The sequence below is a fragment of the Streptomyces sp. NPDC013157 genome, from assembly GCF_042899865.1.
GTDB lineage: Bacteria > Actinomycetota > Actinomycetes > Streptomycetales > Streptomycetaceae > Streptomyces.
In genome coordinates this window covers 269,402-287,672 of sequence record NZ_JBIBAK010000016.1, presented here as the reverse complement: position 1 = coordinate 287,672, position 18,271 = coordinate 269,402, and the positions used below count along the sequence as shown (strand labels likewise).

The 18,271-nt window shown below is 70.1% G+C and carries 11 protein-coding genes and 3 pseudogenes; 8 read left to right on the top strand and 6 right to left on the bottom strand.

Annotation, left to right across the window (positions count from 1 at the left end; all coding sequences use genetic code 11):
- Nucleotides 1–335 precede the first annotated feature (335 nt).
- Nucleotides 336–434: pseudogene (locus tag ACFY6U_RS38500) on the top strand (VapC toxin family PIN domain ribonuclease); the annotation flags it as partial.
- 671 nt (nucleotides 435–1,105) lie between these two features.
- On the opposite strand, the gene ACFY6U_RS38495 reads toward ACFY6U_RS38500, so the two are convergent.
- The gene (locus tag ACFY6U_RS38495) at nucleotides 1,106–2,674 is read right to left on the bottom strand and encodes a hypothetical protein (RefSeq protein ID WP_390045880.1); all 1,569 of its coding nucleotides are present in this window, start codon (nucleotides 2,672–2,674) and stop codon (nucleotides 1,106–1,108) included.
- Between the two features lie 491 nt (nucleotides 2,675–3,165).
- On the opposite strand from ACFY6U_RS38495, the pseudogene ACFY6U_RS38490 reads away from it, so the two are divergent.
- Nucleotides 3,166–3,453: pseudogene (locus tag ACFY6U_RS38490) on the top strand (GAF domain-containing protein); the annotation flags it as partial.
- Between the two features lie 27 nt (nucleotides 3,454–3,480).
- On the opposite strand, the gene ACFY6U_RS38485 reads toward ACFY6U_RS38490, so the two are convergent.
- Together ACFY6U_RS38485 and ACFY6U_RS38480 are read right to left on the bottom strand one after the other, a co-directional pair.
- Complete coding sequence (locus tag ACFY6U_RS38485; protein ID WP_390045878.1) at nucleotides 3,481–5,271, bottom strand: sigma-70 family RNA polymerase sigma factor; 1,791 nt, start codon at nucleotides 5,269–5,271, stop codon at nucleotides 3,481–3,483.
- A 176-nt stretch (nucleotides 5,272–5,447) separates the two neighbouring features.
- Complete coding sequence (locus ACFY6U_RS38480) at nucleotides 5,448–7,364, bottom strand: autotransporter (protein WP_390045876.1); 1,917 nt, start codon at nucleotides 7,362–7,364, stop codon at nucleotides 5,448–5,450.
- A 294-nt stretch (nucleotides 7,365–7,658) separates the two neighbouring features.
- Here ACFY6U_RS38480 and ACFY6U_RS38475 point away from each other — a divergent pair, with 294 nt between their 5' ends.
- The 3 genes from ACFY6U_RS38475 (at nucleotide 7,659) to ACFY6U_RS38465 (ending at nucleotide 9,285) form a co-directional block, all read left to right on the top strand.
- Nucleotides 7,659–7,829 carry a hypothetical protein gene (locus tag ACFY6U_RS38475; RefSeq protein WP_019070466.1) on the top strand — a complete coding sequence of 57 codons (171 nt, stop codon included), beginning with the start codon at nucleotides 7,659–7,661 and terminating at the stop codon, nucleotides 7,827–7,829.
- A 143-nt stretch (nucleotides 7,830–7,972) separates the two neighbouring features.
- Nucleotides 7,973–8,503: a SigE family RNA polymerase sigma factor gene (locus ACFY6U_RS38470; protein WP_390045874.1), complete on the top strand. Its 531-nt coding sequence runs from the start codon at nucleotides 7,973–7,975 to the stop codon at nucleotides 8,501–8,503.
- Entirely contained in the window at nucleotides 8,500–9,285 is a 786-nt protein-coding gene (locus tag ACFY6U_RS38465; RefSeq protein WP_390045872.1) for a hypothetical protein, read from the top strand. Before ACFY6U_RS38470 ends, ACFY6U_RS38465 begins: the two co-directional genes overlap by 4 nt.
- A gap of 63 nt (nucleotides 9,286–9,348) precedes the next feature.
- On the opposite strand, the pseudogene ACFY6U_RS38460 reads toward ACFY6U_RS38465, so the two are convergent.
- Nucleotides 9,349–9,633, bottom strand: a pseudogene (locus ACFY6U_RS38460) (hypothetical protein); the annotation flags it as partial.
- Here ACFY6U_RS38460 and ACFY6U_RS38455 point away from each other — a divergent pair.
- Complete coding sequence (locus ACFY6U_RS38455; protein WP_390045870.1) at nucleotides 9,564–12,011, top strand: non-reducing end alpha-L-arabinofuranosidase family hydrolase; 2,448 nt, start codon at nucleotides 9,564–9,566, stop codon at nucleotides 12,009–12,011. The pseudogene ACFY6U_RS38460 and the gene ACFY6U_RS38455 overlap by 70 nt on opposite strands.
- A gap of 394 nt (nucleotides 12,012–12,405) precedes the next feature.
- Here the strand turns inward: ACFY6U_RS38455 and ACFY6U_RS38450 are convergent, their stop codons facing one another.
- On the bottom strand, nucleotides 12,406–14,091 hold the full coding sequence (locus tag ACFY6U_RS38450; RefSeq protein ID WP_390045868.1) for an RICIN domain-containing protein: 1,686 nt from the start codon (nucleotides 14,089–14,091) through the stop codon (nucleotides 12,406–12,408).
- A gap of 495 nt (nucleotides 14,092–14,586) precedes the next feature.
- The gene (locus ACFY6U_RS38445) at nucleotides 14,587–15,522 is read right to left on the bottom strand and encodes a LysR family transcriptional regulator (protein ID WP_390045866.1); all 936 of its coding nucleotides are present in this window, start codon (nucleotides 15,520–15,522) and stop codon (nucleotides 14,587–14,589) included.
- A 146-nt stretch (nucleotides 15,523–15,668) separates the two neighbouring features.
- On the opposite strand from ACFY6U_RS38445, the gene ACFY6U_RS38440 reads away from it, so the two are divergent.
- On the top strand, nucleotides 15,669–16,787 hold the full coding sequence (locus tag ACFY6U_RS38440; RefSeq protein WP_390045864.1) for a PrpF domain-containing protein: 1,119 nt from the start codon (nucleotides 15,669–15,671) through the stop codon (nucleotides 16,785–16,787).
- Complete coding sequence (gene dctA, locus ACFY6U_RS38435; RefSeq protein ID WP_390045862.1) at nucleotides 16,784–18,181, top strand: C4-dicarboxylate transporter DctA; 1,398 nt, start codon at nucleotides 16,784–16,786, stop codon at nucleotides 18,179–18,181. Before ACFY6U_RS38440 ends, dctA begins: the two co-directional genes overlap by 4 nt.
- Nucleotides 18,182–18,271: the final 90 nt, after the last annotated feature.

Genomic DNA, 18,271 nt, shown 5'->3' with positions numbered 1-18,271 from the left:
AACTGATACTGACAGTAGCACGCCGTGAGCGACCCCACACGTTGAACAATTCCCGGCCGTCTCCCACCTCAGGAATACTTCTCGTGCGCCGTGTCGATTTCTCACTTCCCGACCACAGGAATTGCTCTCCCGGCCCGCACTGTTGCCGTCGAGCCTGTCCGGTCGCAGCGCCGTGACCTCCTTCGACGGCTTGGGCGCGGCTGCCGTCGCCATCAGCTGACGACATGCCGACGAACGCGCCGAGACCCTGGCAGCGAGAGGAAGGCCACACGGCGGTTCCGGCGGGGCGACCGCGGCGGTCTTGCGGCCCGCGGGCCGATCGAGCTCCGCACTTGGACGCGATTCCCACCCTCGCCCGGTACGACTTCCGGGCTGTCTGCCCGCTGGGCCGCCACAAGGCATTCCGGGTGCTGCCCGACGATCCGCCACTTTGACGCGAGCGTCCTGGTACTGAAGTCCCGTCCACAGACGGGACCTGGCCAGCCGTCGCGTTCAGGCGCAGGGGCACGTGACCCGGCCTCACCGAGGGAACGGCAGGCCGAGGGCCAGGACATGCGCACACGTGCCAAGTCGGCCACGAAACCTCAGGCCGTCGGCGCCCTTCGGCAAACGTGAGCGGGGGCTGCGTGGCATCCACCCAGCACCCGTGCCCTCCCCGCGCCCGATCTTCGTGGTGCTCGACGGGTAGGCGTCCGGGGGGCTCCAGCAACACACAGACCCCAGGTCACTGACTGGGGTCTCATCATGGAGCGGGTGACGAGAATCGAACTCGCGCTCTCGGCTCGGGAAGCGACGGCGCTCGGGAAACCCGGGGTTCTTCTAGGCGTCTACGCTCCGATGTGCCGCCCTCAAGGGGCAGGTTCGCGCTGCTGCCGACCGTGGTCGACCGGTCTGAAGGGCACGCTCCGGGCACGCCCTCCGAGACGAGTCGCCGCAGGCCGTCCTCTGTGGCGGATGCACGACCCAGTCCGGAAAGAAGCGTTGGCCGACGAGACGGCCTTGCACGGGCACATGAGGCAGCGGCAGAGCGGCGGACTCTGTCAGTCGGGCGTGGCCCGGATGTCGGATTCCTCCGGGCCGTCGGACCATCAAGGGAGCAACACCCTCAGCCTATGGCGTACGCCCGGTACACCGTCTCAACCGAGCTGTCTCCGGCGGAGTCCGTCACCTCGGAGCGCAGGGCGACGGCGCCGGACGCCGGGTTGTGGACGGACGCCTGCCAGGCCGATCCGGACCGCTTGACGGTCGCCGCCTTCCAGGTCTTGCCGCCGTCGGAGGACGACCAGACCCGGACGGACTTGGCGGTCACCTTGGTGAGCTTGATGTCGGGGCCCTGGGAGGCGCGCCCGGCGCTCACGTCGACCGTCGTGGTGCTGTTCGGCGCGGCCTGGTTGTGGCTGTTCAGCCCGGTCGGCAGAAAGCGGGTGAGGAAGACGGGCGCGACCATCGCCTTGGCCGGGTCGGACACCTTGAAGTGCCAGTCGAGGGTCGCCCGCGGCGACAGCATGCCGGCCGGGAAGGTGATGCCCGGGCGGTAACGGTGGGCGTCGACGGTCAGGCGATACCAGCCGGCCGAGCGGACAGGGCCATCGAACTCGGCGGGCCCGGTGCGCCAGTCGGTCAGAGTCTGCTTCTTGACCGTGGTGCTGCCCTTGGACAGGACCACCGTCTCCTTCGTTATGTCCCCCCAGTCGCCGCCGATGTCGAGGTCGCCGATCAGGGCGTCCGCAGACAAGGTGACGGACTTCTGCCCGAGCAGCGGCAGATTGCGCATGGGGCCCCATGCGGCCCGACCGAAGGACTGGGTGAGGCTCTGCCCCGCCTTCAGAGTCCTGAGCTTCGGAAAGCCGCCGCTGACGTCGTCGCCGTTGCTGCCGAAGATGTCGTCGCGCGGCTGCCAGGTTCCGGGAGTCAGATGGACGGTGGTGCTGTACGGGGCGTTGTCGTCGCGCACCTGGGCCATCAGGTCGGTCGTGCAGTCATCGGTCTTCGGCGTCGCCTGGAGCGCGGTGTCGACCTGAGTACCCATCTGCGTTCCGGCGCGCACCGAGAAGCGCATCGTCGCAAGCCCCGACCGCTTGAACGAGCCGCCGGGCGCCGCCGGGATGCCCGTGGTCTTCTTCACGGCGACATAGCTGTCGTTGCCCGACCACTGCGCGAGGTACCCGAACTGCAGCAGCTTGGAGGAGTTCGGGATGGCGTAGAGGGCTCCCTCGTCGTTCCAGCCACCCGCGCTGAAGGCGGAGGGCATGTCCATAGTGGCGGCACACACCTGCGCGCTGATCCGGGGCGGCCCGGTCACGTCGGCAGGCGTGTCGAGTGACACCTTGACAGGCTTGCCCTTACGCGCGTCGAGCGTCACCGACTTGCTGCCCGACACCGTCACGACCTGCGCGCCGATGGTGTCGGTGCCCAGACCGTCGGTAGTGCTCTCGTATATGTCGGTCATCGCGAGGTAGCGCCCCGACGGCAGGCTGATCCGCTTGCCGGACTTGACACTGTACGTCTGCCCGGACGGCACGGCGACGACGGTGACCGTCGTCGAGACCTTGCCGCCGTGCCGCCCCAGCGTGGTGACCGTCAGCGAGCCCGACGCCGCCTGCGCGGCGGCGGCCGAAGCGACCAGCGGTACCAGCGCGGCCACCCCGACGAAAGCAAGCGATCTTCGTGACACTGTCGTCAACTCCCCCTCAAGTCAACACTTTTGGCCATCATAGGATCGCCACGCAGACGGCAGTTCACGTCAGGAGATGCACCTGATCAAGGTGTGACAAAAAATCACGTGGCCCCTGCCCCGAGGTGAGGCCCTCATGACGTGAGCGGCATCAAGGCCGGCTCGCCGCCCGGGCACGGCGGCGCGCGGCGGAACCGGGGGAAAGAGCCGCAGCTGCAGACGATGACAAGGACTGGCTCTGACAACGACAGACGCGCCGACGAGGCTGCAGGCGGCAGTGCCGTCGGCAGGCGTCAGCAGTCCTCGCAACCGCCGTGGAGGACGGCTTCGGCATCCGCGGCCGCCGGGCCTGAAGGGTCGCAGCCCAGTGGCTCCCTCCGGTCATTGATCGCGCCGAGGCTGAGTTCCTACCGGGCGCCTCAGCGGCTGCGGGCCGGCTCCGAATCTCTGCGCGGCTGTCGTGACGCCAAGCCCCGGACCTCGCCCGAAGCATCCAGGTCGGGTACTGGCGAGATGGCGCTGAGTGCGTCCGTACGGCATGGGCCGCTGCGGCGCAGAGAGCACCTGCCGCCCCGCCGATCCGCACCTGCCACGAGATCGACGCGACCTCCGAGCGGCGGGCGAGGGTCCGGCGGATGGGCCCGCACTCATGGATCATCGTGCCGGTGACAGCCAGGGGCACGACCCTCGGCGTGGTGTGGTTCACCCGCATGCGGGAGACTCCGGAGAGCTTCGACGAGGACGACCTTCCCCTCGCCGAGGACCTGGTGGCAAGGGCGGCGGTCTGCCTGGGCAACCGCCCATGGTCAGGACACGACGGAGCGCTGGGGTACGGTGCCCGCCTCGGTCGGCGTGGAGCGGGTGGTGTACTGCGGTACGGGGGCGTCGTCGCGGCCGGTGTCGCGCACGAGTCCGTACCGTTCGCGGTCGGCGGAGTGCGGGGACGGGGGACTGGCGATGTCGTCGGCTGTCTCCTGCCAGGAGGAGGGCAGGACGTCGAGGTTGTAGTCGGCCTGGGTCTCGTTGAGGTGGAGTGTGACGCTGCCGTCGAGGTAGTAGTACTCGTTCTGCCACATCTGCTGGGCTCCCGGCGGCAGGGTGATCAGTCCTTGCTGCCGGTTGCCCATCCAGGTGCCGCCGGCGGTGGCGCCCGGCTGACGGTCGTCCATGCGGTGGCCGCCGCCCGAGGCCACGTGGAACAGCCTTCCCCGCAGTCCGGTCCACGAGGGCATGGTCAGCAGCCCGGGGCGCAGCCCGTACATCACGTCCCAGTGGACGGTGAAGTAGCCCTTCCCGCGCAGTACCACCGTGTCCCCGCGGTGGACGAGCTGGTAGCCGTCCAGGTGTCTCTTGAGCCCCGTCATCGTCACCGCGGTCTGCGGGCGGTGGGGCAATGCGGCGGGCGGCCGGTCCGGCGGTGGCGCGCTGTCCACGGTGTCGACCACGGACCCGTACCGCGGCCGGGGCGAGGGATGCGGGACGGCCGAGCCCAGTACCGGTGCCGGCCGTGACGGTGATGCGGATGCCGATGCCGATGCGGTGGGCGAGGGCGCGGGTGCCGGGCGGCCGGAAGCCGTCGGGGCGGTGGCCGGACGCGCCGACGGGCTGGACCATGGGGCCGCGTACACGAGCACGCCACCGCCCACGGCGAGCAGCGCACTCGCCGCCACCACGGCCTTCGCGGTGAGGCTCGCCCCGGCGGTCCCTGCCGTCCCTGCCGTCCCCGCCGTCGCGGAACCCCCGCTGCCTGAAGTGGCCGTGGTGCCGGCCTGGCCGGCCGCCGCCGCGTGCGTTCCCGCGGACAGCCACGGGCGCCAGGCCAGCAGTGCCGCCGGCACGGGCAGGAGGGCCAGGGACGCCAGCAGTCCTTCCGGGGCCAGCATGCCTTCCTCGTGGCGCACGCACCGCGGGCACTGCCGCACATGGCGGCCGAGGCGTTTGCGCCACAGGCCGCTGGGGGCCCCGTTCCAGTCCACGGTCAGCCGGGTCAGTTCCCCGCATGCGGGCCTGGCCGCGAGGGCTCGGACGATGACGCGGGAGGTGTGCAGGCGCTCCTTCATGCGTTGCACCCGTACAGCCGCTTGATGGCCGGTCATGTCCAGAGCCGAGGCGAGCTCGGGCCGGGCGAGCCGGCCGGCCGTCTCCAGCCACCACAGTGACAGCAGCTCCCGGTCGTCCTCGTCGAGCCAACGGGTCGCGCGCACGGACTCCTCGCGCTGTCCGGACAGCCGCAGGTCGAGGATGACCCCCTCGGCGAAGTCGGCGGCCGGGTCGGGCCGGTGTTCAGCCGCGTCGAACGCCGCTCCCGTCGTCTCCCTCCTGCCGCGCCTGCGGATGTGGTCGCGGACCTCGTTCACGGTGATGGTGATCACCCAGGACCGGAACGCCTCCGGGCGCTCCAGTCCCCCGATGCCGCGCAGGATGCGCATCATCGTCTCCTGGACGATGTCGTCGACGTCGTCGCGGTACGGGTGCGCACGCGCCGCGACGCTGTAGACCAGCGGAAGCGTCCGGGAGCCGAGCTCTTCCAGGGCGTCGCGATCGCCGGCCCGAGCCGCGGCAATCACGTCGGCCGCGGGCGCGGCATGCCTTGGCATCGGGTCTCCCTTCGACCTGACGCGGGTACGAAGCCCCGCTCGCGCCGACCGAGCCGGGTTGCGGGGGCCCGCGGGCAATCGCCGTCGGTGTCACACACACCGCGGCAGCGCGCTCATCGTAAGGGGTGAGCGCTGACGGCCATGGGCGGGCCGGTGGAATCCGTGGCGGCCGGGGATCAGCGGGAGTGACGCGGGGACGTACGCGGACGCGAGCGGACGCGCACGAAGACGAAGACCGCGGCGACGCCGGCGAGAACGACGCCCGCCAGTCCTGTGACGGCCCACAGAGCACCCAAGTCGCTGCCGGTGTCCGCCATGGTGCCGGTGGGGGCGCCCAGGGGGGTGGCCGCTCGGCCGGTCCGGGCCGGGGAGGGCGCCGGTGTCGTCGCGGCGGAGGAGGGGAGAGCGGTGAGCACGGTGTCGGCGCCGGCCCGGCTGACGGAGAAGCGCGCCCCGCCGATGGCGAGACCGGTACCGGAGACTGTTGCGGTCGTCGAACCGACGGTCAGCTCAGGGGATTTCCGGGGAAGGAGGATCTTCACGCCGGTGACGACCCGCAGCCTGCGCAGGGTCGTGTCGCGTGCCTTGCTGAGATCCAGGACGGCCGAGGAACCGGTCAGAGAGACCGCGCTGGATGTCCGCAGAGAGGTCCCGGAGACGATCAGCCGGCCTTTGGCCACGGTGGTGGCGCCGGTGTAGGCGGCACTGGTGACGGTGGTGGCCGCGGCTCCGCTCTGCGTCACCGATCCGGCACCGGTCACCGCCGGGAGGGAGATGGGTGTCCCGGTGTTGCGGATCACGAGTGAACCGTTGTCGATCACTTTGTCGAGGGCTCCGCCGGTGTGGAGGCTCCCGTCGCCGCCCGCGGCCCCGGAGCCGAGACGGAGGGTCGCGTTCCTGTCGATGGTGGTGGATCCGTCGTAGTACTGCGCTGCCGCGAAGGTCACGTCGTTGCCGTTGGTGCCGGCGATGACGACGTCCCCGGCGCCGGGAGCGCTGAGGGTGTCGTGATACATGCCGCCGCCGATGGGCGCGCCCAGGGTCACCGGTCCGTTGTAGTCGAAGGTGAGCCGGGAGCGCTGCCGTCTGGCGTGCAGGTTGATGTAGACCGTCTGCGCCGTGCCGGGCATGAAGATCCGGTGCGTTGTTCCGTCGCCCCACTGGACGTCGGCGCCCTCGATGTTGGTGCCGCGCTTGTTCAGGTTGTGGGCCACGGGCCGCCAGTTCAGTCCGGGGTCGCTCAGCGACGGCGCCGCCCCGTCGCCGCTGTCGCTCCAGCTGTAGACGCCGGTGAGGATCACCTTGCTGCCCGGGCGGGAGTGCACATTGACGTCGTTGCCGTACTCGTGGCTGTAGAAGTTCTGCCGCTGTACGACAGTGTGGTCGAGCGGGGTGTCGATGATCCATGAGCCGCGGTTGACGACGGAGCGGGCGTTGGGCAGGTCGGCGGCACAGGTGGTGCTCGCGAAGTTGACGCCCGTGCCGTTGTCGAAGATGCCGGAGAACGGGTTGGTGCCGCAGACCTGGAGCGTTCCCCACATGTTCCGGGGCTGGGTGACCAGGCCGGAGCCGCTGATGATGCCCAGGTTGAACAGCCGGGTCAGCGACAGACGCAGGGTGCCGTCCACCCGGATGTTGTCCTGGTTCTGCTGGTAACCGGGCGTGTTGTACGGGAAGGACCCGATCAGGCCGGTCGTACCGCCGGTGCCGTACTGGAGGGTCGCCCCCGCGTCCACGGTGACCGCGGGCTCGTCGGGACTGCCGACCACGACGTACGGGTGGTTGCCGCCCGGGACCTGGACCCTCTGGTGCTGCCGGGAGTGCGGCAGGGTGAAGGTGCTGTCCTTGGCGAGGACCAGCGTGCCGCTGCCGGACACGCGAAGGGCTCCTTCACCGCTGATCACACCGGTGTACGTGTGGGTTCCCTGCGGGACGCGCACGACCGCGTCACCGGTCAGGACGACATCACGGTTCGCCAGGACGGCCGAGGTGATGTCGCCGTCCGCGGCGACCGCGCTGCCCACCGCGACCACCGGTGTGACGGCTCCCGCGACGAGAGCCGACGCCAGGACAAGGTGCCAAGATCGATTCATCGAGTCAGGGTGCTTCCTGAAGTGCTGGTGATCCTTACGGACGTGAAGACCGGTGGCCGGCCACCGGGATCTCAGAAACCCGGAGAAGTTCTCCGTACGGAAGCCATCTGGGTCCTGGGGAACGGTTCCCTTTTGTGCCGGGCACCGGTCGCCGGGAAAACAGCGTCGGGGCGGCAACCTTCTCGTCCTCTGCGGCAACTGTGATCCGGAAGGCCGAGTCGAACTACCGGATGGACGGGCATGAGGGCAACGAAGCACGCCGCGCCGCAACCGTGGCGCGGGCGCGGACTGGTCATGGGCATTCCCTTGGCGCTGCTGGACGTCGGTGTGCCGGCGTCCCGTCCCCCGGGGAGCGGAACCGGTGTCAGGATCACCGACATCCACGGGGAGCGGCTGACCGTCGACGGCACCGCCGTGCAGCCGGACGTCGCGCAGCCGACCGGTGTCCGGTTCGCCCGGCATTGACCAGCCCGCCGGTCAGCCTTCACCGCCCCGCAACCGAGCGCGACCGCTGTTCGAATCCCGGGCTGGGCACTGTTAGGCTGCGCTCCCCGTTGTTAAACGCGCAACCAACGCGCACATCATTGCCAGGAGAGGGCGACCGGGGGATGGTCCTCGATGACGCGTCCGCGGAGTTCCACGAATTCTTCGAACGCCACTATGCCGAACTCGCCCGTCTGGCACACCTCCTGACCGGTGAGACCGACGCGGCGGACGACCTCGCGGCGGATGCCCTGGTCGCCCTGTGGCAGCGCTGGGACCGGTTGCGGCAGGCCGACCACCCGCTCGCCTACGCCCGCGGTGTGGTGGCCAACCTGGCGCGGGGACGGATCCGCAGCGCGGTGCGCGAGCGACGCCGGATCACGCTGTTCTGGTCCCGCAGCCCCGAGAAGGTGGACGGGCCGGACACGGCGGCCGTGCTGGACGTCCGCGCGGCGCTCGCCCGGCTGCCGTTCCGCAAGCGCGCCTGCGTGGTGCTGCGGCACGCCTTCGACCTGTCGGAGAAGGACACGGCGGCGGCGCTGGGCATCTCGGTCGGAACGGTGAAGAGCCAGACCTCGAAGGGAATGGCCGAGCTGGAAAGGATACTGGGCGCACGAGCGGCCGGGGACCTGGTGGCGGGGAGGAGGAACCGGTGAACGAGGAGATCGACCGTCAGCTGCGCGAGGCCGCCGAGGCCCACCGGCCCGACCGTGCGAGGATGCTGGCCCGGGTGCAACGCGGCATGGCCGGCCCCGCCGTCCGTCACCGCGCGCGGCCGTTCGCGAGGTCCGGGACCAGGGTCGCGCTCGCCGGGCTCGCCGCCACCGGCATCCTGGCGACCGGCGGCCTCGCCGTCGCCGCCATCGTCGCCACCCCGTCGCCGTCGCCCACCGTGACCACGCCTGCCACCCCGTCCCCGACCGTCAGCTCCCCGCACCCGACACCGGCCCGCCCCACCCCCGTCGCGCCGGCCCCGGCCACCACCCCGGGCAGCTCGCGCCCGACTCCGCCGGCCACCAGTCCATCGCCGGCCGCCGGCGAGAGCCAGAACGGGCCGCTGTGGTCGGCCGGCTCGGTGGACTCGGGCAGCACCGTCTACTGGACGCAGAGCAACCTCGCCCTCAAGACGACCCAGCCGCTCACCTCGCTCACGGTCGAGATGCGGATCGTGCAGACCGGCGGGGTGAAGAACACCGGCACCTGGCAGACCCTGCCGAGTGGTGACTTCACCGTCACCGTCCAGGAGGCCGGCGGCACGCTGGTCTACCGCTGGGTCCTCAAGCCGGGCCTGACCGTGCCGGCCGGGAGCCATGAGTTCGCCGCGCAGTTCAACAACGGCACCGGTGTCCGCAGTGCCGCGGGCGACGGCTACCGCGTCGACGGGCAGGGTTCGGGCGGCTCCGCGTCGGTCCGGGGAGGGTTCGTCCCGGCCCGGTGAACGCCGCTGTGCGGCAAGGGGACGAGGTCCCCTTGCCGGACAAGCTCGATGGCAGAACAAGTACCCGAACCGCTGGTACGGGGTCCAGTCGGCCGGCCCGGCGTTGGTCCCGTCGCCGTAGGTGGCCTTCATGGTGGCCTGCAGGTCGCCGTGGAGCCGGGTTGGGGATGGCGACGGCGGCCGTGAGAATTCTTCCCTCGATCGCGGCAACCTTTGTGTGCGTGGCGGCAACTGGCGGATGACCGGGGCCGGATCAAGGCCCGCTGTGCCAGAAGGACATGCCGTTGTCAGATCAGAACCGCTCTCATCGCCGCCGTCCGGCAACCCGCCGCGTGCTCGCCGCCGCATTGGTCCTCGCCGCCGCGGGTGCTGCCGTACCCCTGGTCGCCCAGGCCGCACACACACCGAAGGCCCGCCCGCTGGCCGGTGCAGCGGCCGGCAGCGGCCGCTACTTCGGCACGGCAGTGGCCTCGGGCAGGCTCGGCGACTCGACGTACTCCGCCCTTCTCGACCGGGAATTCAACATGATCACCCCGGAGAACGAGATGAAGTGGGACACCACCGAACCCTCCCGCGGGAACTTCGACTTCGCCCCCGCCGACTCGATCGTGGGCCACGCCACCGCGCACGGCCAGCGATTGCGCGGGCACACCCTGGTCTGGCACTCCCAACTGCCAAGCTGGGTCAAGTCCATCACCGACGCCAACACCCTGCGTAGGGTGATGGACAACCACATCACCACCGAGATGACCCACTTCAAGGGCAAGATCTACGCCTGGGACGTGGTCAACGAGGCGTTCGCCGACGGCGGCAGCGGTCAGCACCGCGGCTCGGTCTTCCAGGACGTGCTGGGCAACGGCTTCATCGAGGAGGCGTTCCGCACCGCGCGGGCCGCCGATCCCTCGGCCAAGCTCTGCTACAACGACTACAACATCGAGAACTGGACCGACGCCAAGACGCAGGGCGTCTACGCGATGGTCAAGGACTTCAAGTCCCGCGGTGTACCGATCGACTGCGTCGGCTTCCAGAGCCACTTCGGCGCAGGCGGCCCGCCGGCCGGCTACCAGACCACCCTGTCCAAGTTCGCCGCGCTCGGCGTGGACGTCCAGATCACCGAGCTCGACATCGCGCAGGCGTCGCCGACGGCGTACGCCAACGCCGTCCAGGCGTGCAGGAGCGTCGCCCGCTGCACGGGCATCACAGTGTGGGGGATCAGGGACAGCGACTCGTGGCGCACCGGTGAGAACCCGCTGCTGTTCGATGCGGGCGGCAACAAGAAGCCCGCCTACGACGCGGTGCTCACCGCCCTGGGCGGCAGCAGCGGCGGGGGCACGGCGGGCGGCGGCACGACGGCCAGGGGCATCACCTCCGGCACCGTCTACACGATCTCCAACGCGGCCGCCGGGCGCGTTCTCGACGAGCCCGCGGGATACAAGGGCAATGGCACCCCGCTCCAGGTGTGGGACGCCGGCGGTGCCTCCAACCAGCAGTGGCGGGCCGCCCGGAACAGCGACGGCTCCTACACGCTGACCAACGTCGCCGGCGGCCGGGTACTGGACGAGCCGGGCAACCAGACGGCCAACGGGACGAGGATGACGGTCTGGGACTCCAACGGTGGCGCCAACCAGCACTGGCGGGCCGCCCGGAACAGTGACGGCTCCTACACGCTGACCAACGTCGCCAGCGGCCGGGCACTGGAGATCCCCGGCGGTCGGACCGCCAACGGCACTCCCGTCCAGATCTGGGACACCAACGGCGGCGGCGCCAACCAGCACTGGAACTTCAAGCCGACCGCGGCGCCGAAGAGCAACACGTGTGCTCTTCCGTCGACGTACCGGTGGACGTCGACGGGTGCGTTGGCGCAGCCGGCGAACGGGTGGGACGCGGTGAAGGACTTCACCACCGTGACGTACACCGGCAAGCACCTGGTCTACGCGTCGAACGTGGCGGGATCGTCGTACGGCTCGATGATGTTCAAGCCCTTCACGAACTGGTCGGACATGGCCTCGGCCGGCCAGACCGGCATGAGCCAGAAAGCGGTGGCGCCCACACTGTTCTACTTCGCGCCCAGGAACATCTGGGTGCTGGCGTCCCAGTGGGGCGCGTCGACCTTCGTCTACCGCACGTCGAGCGACCCCACCAACCCCAATGGCTGGTCCGCGCCGCAGCCGCTGTTCACCGGCAGCATCCCCAGCACCGAATCCGCCACCGGCCCGATCGACCAGACCCTGATCGCCGACGACAAGAACATGTACCTGTTCTTCGCCGGCGACAACGGCAAGATCTACCGGGCGAGCATGCCGATCGGGAACTTCCCGGGCAGCTTCGGCTCCTCGTACACGACGGTCATGAGCGACACGGTCAAGAACCTGTTCGAGGCGCCGCAGGTCTACAGGGTCCAGGGCCAGAACCAGTACCTCATGATCGTCGAGGCACGGGGGGCGAACGAGCAGCGCTACTTCCGCTCGTTCACCGCCACCAGCCTGAGCGGTTCCTGGACCCCGCAGGCGGCCACTGAGAGCAACCCCTTCGCGGGCAAGGCCAACAGCGGTGCCACCTGGACCAACGACATCAGCCATGGTGACCTGGTCCGCAACAACCCCGACCAGACCATGACCGTCGACCCCTGCAACCTGCAGTTCCTCTACCAGGGCAAGTCCCCTGCGGCGAGCGGCCCCTACGACCGACTGCCGTGGCGGCCGGGCGTCCTCACCCTGCAGCGCTGACCGCTACTCACCGCCTCGTCGAGGAACCCCAGCCGTGCGCCGGCTGGGGTTCCCATCGTTCGAGGATCAGACGGAGGCTCGGCGAGGCTTGTCGGGCTGATGGGTGTGCTCCTGGTCCTGCGCGGCGTGGGCGCCGGCGTCCCGGGCCGCATTCACCTTCCGCCGCAGCGACGCATTGATCGACCGGGACGGCCCGCACTCCCCCGGCCTCGCGGTCGAACTCGGCTTCCCCGCCGTCACCTGTCAGCACGGTCATCCCCTTCGCCGAGGCCGCCTCGATCGGCGCCCGCACCGACGGCGGCACGGCCGGCGCCGCCCGGAGAAGTCCTCAGCCCGGCGAAGACGGCGAAATGCGCCCCCGTCGAAGCGATGGGGGCGCATTCGTCAGCTTCGCCTACTTGAGTGCTGTACCGCCCGAGTTGTGGTACGCGATCGTCTTGTTGATCAGGTTTCCGCCGTCGGTTTCGACCGAGGTCTGTTCCTGCTGTCCTGGGCCGAAGAGCAGGCCGGCGACATGGGCTTTCGCGACCTGGTCCAGGTGCCCGAAGAGCCAGTCCACCTTGTCGTCCTTGTAATGGTTGAGGGTGTTGTTCTGCGCCAAGTTGCCCACGGGGATCTGCCACAGAACCACCGGCTTGCCCACGGACTCGGCCATCGTCTTGTAGAACTGCAGTGCGGCGTCGGCCTTCTGGTCGGTCCAGAAGTGGTCACTGCCGCCGTGGGCCGGCTGTGCGTACCAGCCCGCGTCGCGGTCCGACACATCGGTGGCCAGGAAGTCGGCGTTCTGCGCCCCGAGGTTCGCGTAGTCCTTGACGCACGCCTGTGTGTCGGTCTGCCAGTCGAAGCAGGAAAGGTGGAGCCCCACGGCGGTGTTCGGCGCGTACTTGTGCGCCATCGAGATCAGGCAGCGGGAGAGTCCGGCGGCGCTGTTCTCCTGCGATCCGCAATCCGTCGGATTCGCGCCCGCGACCTGTGCGGGAACCTGGTGCGGATTGCCGAGCGACCGGACGTAGCCCCAGAAGTCGGGCTCAAGGTCGATCGCTTCGTGCGACGTGCCGATCTTCTGGAGGAAGAACCGGTAGTCGTTGAGGTACCGGGTGAGCAGGTCGAGCCGGTTGATGGCCTTGACCTCGCCCGGACCGTCGCCCTCGCCTGCCGCATCCCCGAGGTCGCGCAACGAGTACCAGGTCCAGAGCATCTTCTGCGGACGCGCGCTGCCCTTGTACGTCGCCTGGGCCGCCACGGAGTCCCGCCAGGTCACGTAAGTGCCGGGCGCCGTGGTGCTGCCGTTCCAGCAGCCCCACCAACCCGACCAGTCGTCGTGGCAGCGCGCCGCCGAGTAGTAGTCCGACGAGGGCGCGGGCTGGCTGTGCACATAGGCGTACCGCACGTCGAACGGCGCGGCGGCCGCCGAGGCGTCGGACATCGAGCCGCCGATGAGCACCGTGCTGCTGCCCATGAAGCGTGTCGTCGAGCTGCCGCCACCGGCCACGGGAGACGGCGTCGACGACGGGTGCGAGCTGCCCGGAGCCGGGCTGGCGGGAACGCTGCTGCTCGGCGCGGAGGGCGTACCGGCGCTGCCGACACTCCCGGCCGGGACGAGTTGCCACTGCTGATCGGCGCCGCCCCGGTCGCGGTTCTGGACGACGTGGCTCCCGTCGGCCTTGGCGGCGTTGTGGACATCGACGGCCATGCCACTGAAGCGATTGACCAGACGCACGTAGCCGTCCGACGACTTCGCCAGTTTGAACTGCTGGTTGGTGCCGTTCAGGTCTTTCCACTGCACGATGGCGGAGCCGGCGGTCTTCGACCAGCCGAGGTCGTCCAGCACCTTGCCGGAGTTCCGGTTCTGCAGCCGGTAGTACCCGTCACCCGCGTCGATGAACCGCCACTGCTGGTTGGCCCCGCCATGACGGCTCCACTGCACCACCGCCGCGCCGTCGTTCTTGGCGGAGGCGCGGTCGTCCAGCACCTTGCCGCTGTTGCGGTTGACCAGCACGTACCACTTCTTCGGATCCAGGGTCTTCGGCTGCGCCGAAGCCTGGCTGACCACGACAGCCGAGCCGGCCACGACCACCATGGTGAGACCCGCCCAGAGACCCCGACGCGCGAGCAACCGACGGCCACGATGCTTCGGGCGGCCACCGCGCGCGCCCCCGTCGGCACGGTGGCCGCCGACGGGGGACGCCACCGATGACGTGGGTGGGCCGGGGACATGTCTGTGCTCTCGTTCCAGGGACACGCCTGTGCTCTCTTTCAGCCGCTGCATCTGACCGACCACCTGGCCGGACAACACCGAGTGGTCCCAGAGGCCGAAAAGGTTGCCGCGAAGAGCCACAGAATTTTTCACGCCTCGCCCAAGGGGTCCGGGGTGCGGTGGCGGAAGAACAGGGCCGATCCCAGGGTCACCCCGCGTGCCCGCAGCGGCACTGCCATGACGGAGTGGATTCCGACGCGGTGCGTCAGATACAGGCCGAGAGCCCCAACGTATGGCCAGGTTGCTTGCCGCCGACGGTGGCCCACGTCCAACACCGAAGTGCGGGGGCCTGGATTCTCAGCGGTGAGTGCGACGGTGTCATGGCCGGTGGGCGTGGTTCGGTGTCAATGTCAGCGTTCGGGCTGCGGCGGCGTCGCGGAGGAGCCCGGCGAAGGTAAGGGCGGCGGGGGTGAGCGAGTGGTCGGTCATGCGAACCAGGAGGATGCGGCGGACGGGTGCCGGCGGTTGGAGGGGCAGGACGTTCACGCCGGGTCGGATGCCCTCCAGGGCCAGGGTGGGAGCAAGGGCGACGCCGATGCCGGCGGCGACCATGGCCTGGGCTTCCTGGTAGTCGTGGGCCTCGTAGGCGATGTGGGGCTCGAAGCCGACGGCGCGACAGCCGCGGACGAGGGCTTCGGCCACCGGGTGATGGTCGGCGCGGGTGATCCAGGGGTCGTGTGCGAAGTCGGCGAGTGAGGCGGCGTCGCGGCCGGCGAGTGGATGGTGGTCGCTGACGAGAAGGGCCGGCGGGTCATCGAGGAGTGGGGTGATGACAATGTCCTCCCGGTCGATTCGGCTCCAGTCGTAGTCCCACATGAGGGACATCTCGATCTCCCGGTTCTCCAGCATCGTCCAGAGCCCGGCGATGCGGGCGCTGCGGACGGTCAGCCGTACGTCGGGGTGGGCGTCCCGGAAGGCGATCACGGCCTGCGGGAGGAGCGAGGCGCCGACGGTGGGGAAGGTGCCGATGCGCAGGGTGCCCGCGCGCAGGCCGGCGTAGTCGGCGAGTTCGTTTTCCGCGGCCTGCAGTTCGCGTTCGATCCGTTGCCCTCGTTCGGCCAGCGCCCGTCCGGCATCGGTGAGGGTGACGCCCCGGGCGTGGCGTTCCAGCAAAGGCTGGCCTGCCTCCGTTTCCAGGCGGCTGATCTGCTGCGATACCGCTGACGGGGTGTAGTTGAGGGCGCGGGCTGTCGCGGTCACCGATCCGCGCCGGGCGACCTCCGTGAACAGCAGGATGCGCCGGACATCGAGCATGCCGCCACCTCCAGCGTTCACTTCACCTTAATAGCCATGCAGATTTCCGAGATTGTACTTCACGCTGCCGTAACCCACCGTGGAGGACATCACGCACGGCGAGACCGTCGGCGGGCTTCCCCTTCCCTGGCTGTGAGGAGTCGGTTGTGCTGCGTCTGCAGGGCGAGATGATCCGCGGAGGAACCAGCAAGTGCTGGATCTTCGACCACCGCGACGTGGCCGCCACGGGCGTGGACGTCGATGCCCTCCTGCTCGCCGCCTTCAACGCCGCCGACCCCCGTCAGATCGACGGCGTGGGCGGCGCCTCCTCCACCACCTCCAAGGCCGCCGTGGTACAGGCGTCGGCCCAGGCCGGCGTGGATGTCGAGTACGCCTTCGCGCAGGTGGGGATCGGCGACGAGCGCGTGGAGTGGGCCAGCAACTGCGGCAACTGCGCCACCGCCGTGGCCCTGTACGCCGTCCACCACCATCTCGTGCCGATCACGTCGGACACCACCACCGTCCGCATGCTCAACGTCAACACCGGGGCCCGCCTCACCGGCACGATCCCCACCCCCGCGGGGGTGGCCCCGGAGGAGGGCACGGCCGTGGTCCCGGGTACCTCGGCGCCGGGCGTGCCGGTCCTGCTCGGGTTTCAGGACCCGGCGGGCTCGACGACCGGCCGCGCACTGCCGACCGGCCGGGCACTGGACGAGCTGACCGGCCCGGACGGCCTTGTCGAGGCATCACTGGTGGACGCCGGCGCGCCGGCCGCGCTGTTCGAGGCCAAGGCGTTCGGCCTCGACGGCACGGAATCCCTCACCGCGTTCGCCACCGCAGTACCCGCGCTGACCCTGCTGCGCCGCCAGGCGGCGCTGGCCATGGGCCTGGCCCGCGAGGGCGATCCGGTCAGCCACGCGGTACCGAAAGCGGGCATCGTCGCCCGACCCGCGCTCTATCGCACCACGCAGGGCATCCTCGTCAACCACGACGAGTACGACCTGGCCGTGCGCATGGTCTCCATGCACGCCCCGCACCCGGCGATCGGCCTGACCTCCGCCGTGGCCCTGGCCACGGCCGCCACCACCCCTGGCACCCTCGCCCACCGCGTAGCCCGGCAGACCGCCGACGGCACGCTGCGCCTGGGCACCCCCGCCGGCGTGGTCACCACCCAAGCCGTCCCCGCACCGGACGGCGCGTCCCCCACGGTGCTGCTGCACCGCGCCGCCCGCCGCATCGCCCGAGCCGAACTCCTCGTTCCCGTCCTGGAAGGACGCCCCGCATGAGCCGCAACGACGCCGCCCCGGGTACCGTCACCCAACCACCGGGCCGCATCCGCCGGATGCTGTCTCACCTCTACATCCAGTGCCTGATCGCCGTCCTCCTCGGCGCCGCCGTGGGCGGGTTGTGGCCGTCCGCCGGTGCTGACCTCAAACCGCTCGGCGACGGCTTCATCGCGCTGGTGAAGATGTTCATCGCACCGATCATCTTCTGCACGGTCGTCCACGGCATCGCCTCCATGGGCAACGCCCGCGCGGTCGGCCGCGTGAGCCTGAAGGCCCTGGTCTACTTCGAGGTGCTGACCACCGTGGCCATGGTGATCGGCCTGGTCGTCGTCAACGTCGTCAAACCGGGCAGCGGTCTGCACATCGACCTCTCGACCCTGTCCGCCAAGGGCCTGCCGCCAGAGGCGACCACGGCCCACGAGGGCTTCGCCGCCTTCCTTCTCGCCGTCGTCCCGGCCACCCTGGTCAGTGCCCTGACCGGCAACGAGATCCTGCCCGTGCTGCTGGTGTCGGTGCTGTTCGGCTTCGGCCTGCACGCCAGCGGAGAGGCCGGCCTGGGCATAGCCCGGGGCGTCGAGAAGTTCTCCACGGTCCTGTTCACGCTCATCCGCTGGATCATGCGACTGGCCCCCATCGGCGCGTTCGGCTCAATGGCCTTCACCATCGGCCACTACGGCCTGGGCACCCTGCGCCACCTGGCGCTGCTCGTCGGCTCGTTCTGGCTGACCGCGCTCTTCTTCGTCCTGGTCGTCCTCGGGACCGTGATGCGCCTGAACGGACTGCGGCTGCTGCCCTTCCTGCGCTACATCAAGGAAGAACTGCTGATCGTCCTGGGCACCTCCTCCACCGAGCCCGTCCTGCCGCGCATGATGGCCAAGCTCCAGCACGCCGGCGCCTCGAAACCCGTCGTCGGCATCACGCTGCCCGCCGGGTACTCCTTCAACCTCGACGGCACCGCCATCTACCTGACCATGGGCTCGGTCTTCCTCGCCCAGGCCCTCGGCATCCACCTCAGCCTCACCCAGCAGCTGGCCATGCTCGCCGTCATGCTGCTCACCTCCAAGGGCGCCGCAGGCGTCACCGGCTCCGGCTTCATCGCCCTGGCCGCCACCCTCAGCGCCGTCCCGCACGTCCCGCCCGCCGCCCTGGCACTGATCTTCGGCGTCGACCGGTTCATGTCCGAAGCCCGCGCCCTGACCAGCCTGGTCGGCAACGGCGTCGCCACCCTGGCCGTCGCCCGCTGGGAGGGCGAGCTGGACGAGGACCGCGCCAAGGCCGTCCTGCGCGGAGAGATCCCCTACGCCCCCGCCCCCGCTCCCTCCGCGGTGACAGCCGAGCCCGATCGGGCGGAGACACCAGTACCAACCCACGCCCCCGTCCCCGCCGCAGGCTGACGTCGCGGTCCTGACCGATCTCGCCGCCGAGGCGGATGCCATCACCGTGGGCTGCGACAAGTGCGTGCCAGTCAGCGTGCGTGAGCGACA

Coding starts and splice junctions, on each gene's coding strand:
- ACFY6U_RS38445 (WP_390045866.1), bottom strand. CDS start 15,522: ATGCTCGATGTCCGGCGCATCCTGCTGTTCACGGAGGTCGCCCGGCGC.
- ACFY6U_RS38480 (WP_390045876.1), bottom strand. CDS start 7,364: ATGAATCGATCTTGGCACCTTGTCCTGGCGTCGGCTCTCGTCGCGGGA.
- ACFY6U_RS38455 (WP_390045870.1), top strand. CDS start 9,564: ATGCCGTTGTCAGATCAGAACCGCTCTCATCGCCGCCGTCCGGCAACC.
- ACFY6U_RS38470 (WP_390045874.1), top strand. CDS start 7,973: ATGGTCCTCGATGACGCGTCCGCGGAGTTCCACGAATTCTTCGAACGC.
- ACFY6U_RS38485 (WP_390045878.1), bottom strand. CDS start 5,271: ATGCCAAGGCATGCCGCGCCCGCGGCCGACGTGATTGCCGCGGCTCGG.
- ACFY6U_RS38450 (WP_390045868.1), bottom strand. CDS start 14,091: ATGGTGGTCGTGGCCGGCTCGGCTGTCGTGGTCAGCCAGGCTTCGGCG.
- ACFY6U_RS38475 (WP_019070466.1), top strand. CDS start 7,659: ATGGGCATTCCCTTGGCGCTGCTGGACGTCGGTGTGCCGGCGTCCCGT.
- dctA (WP_390045862.1), top strand. CDS start 16,784: ATGAGCCGCAACGACGCCGCCCCGGGTACCGTCACCCAACCACCGGGC.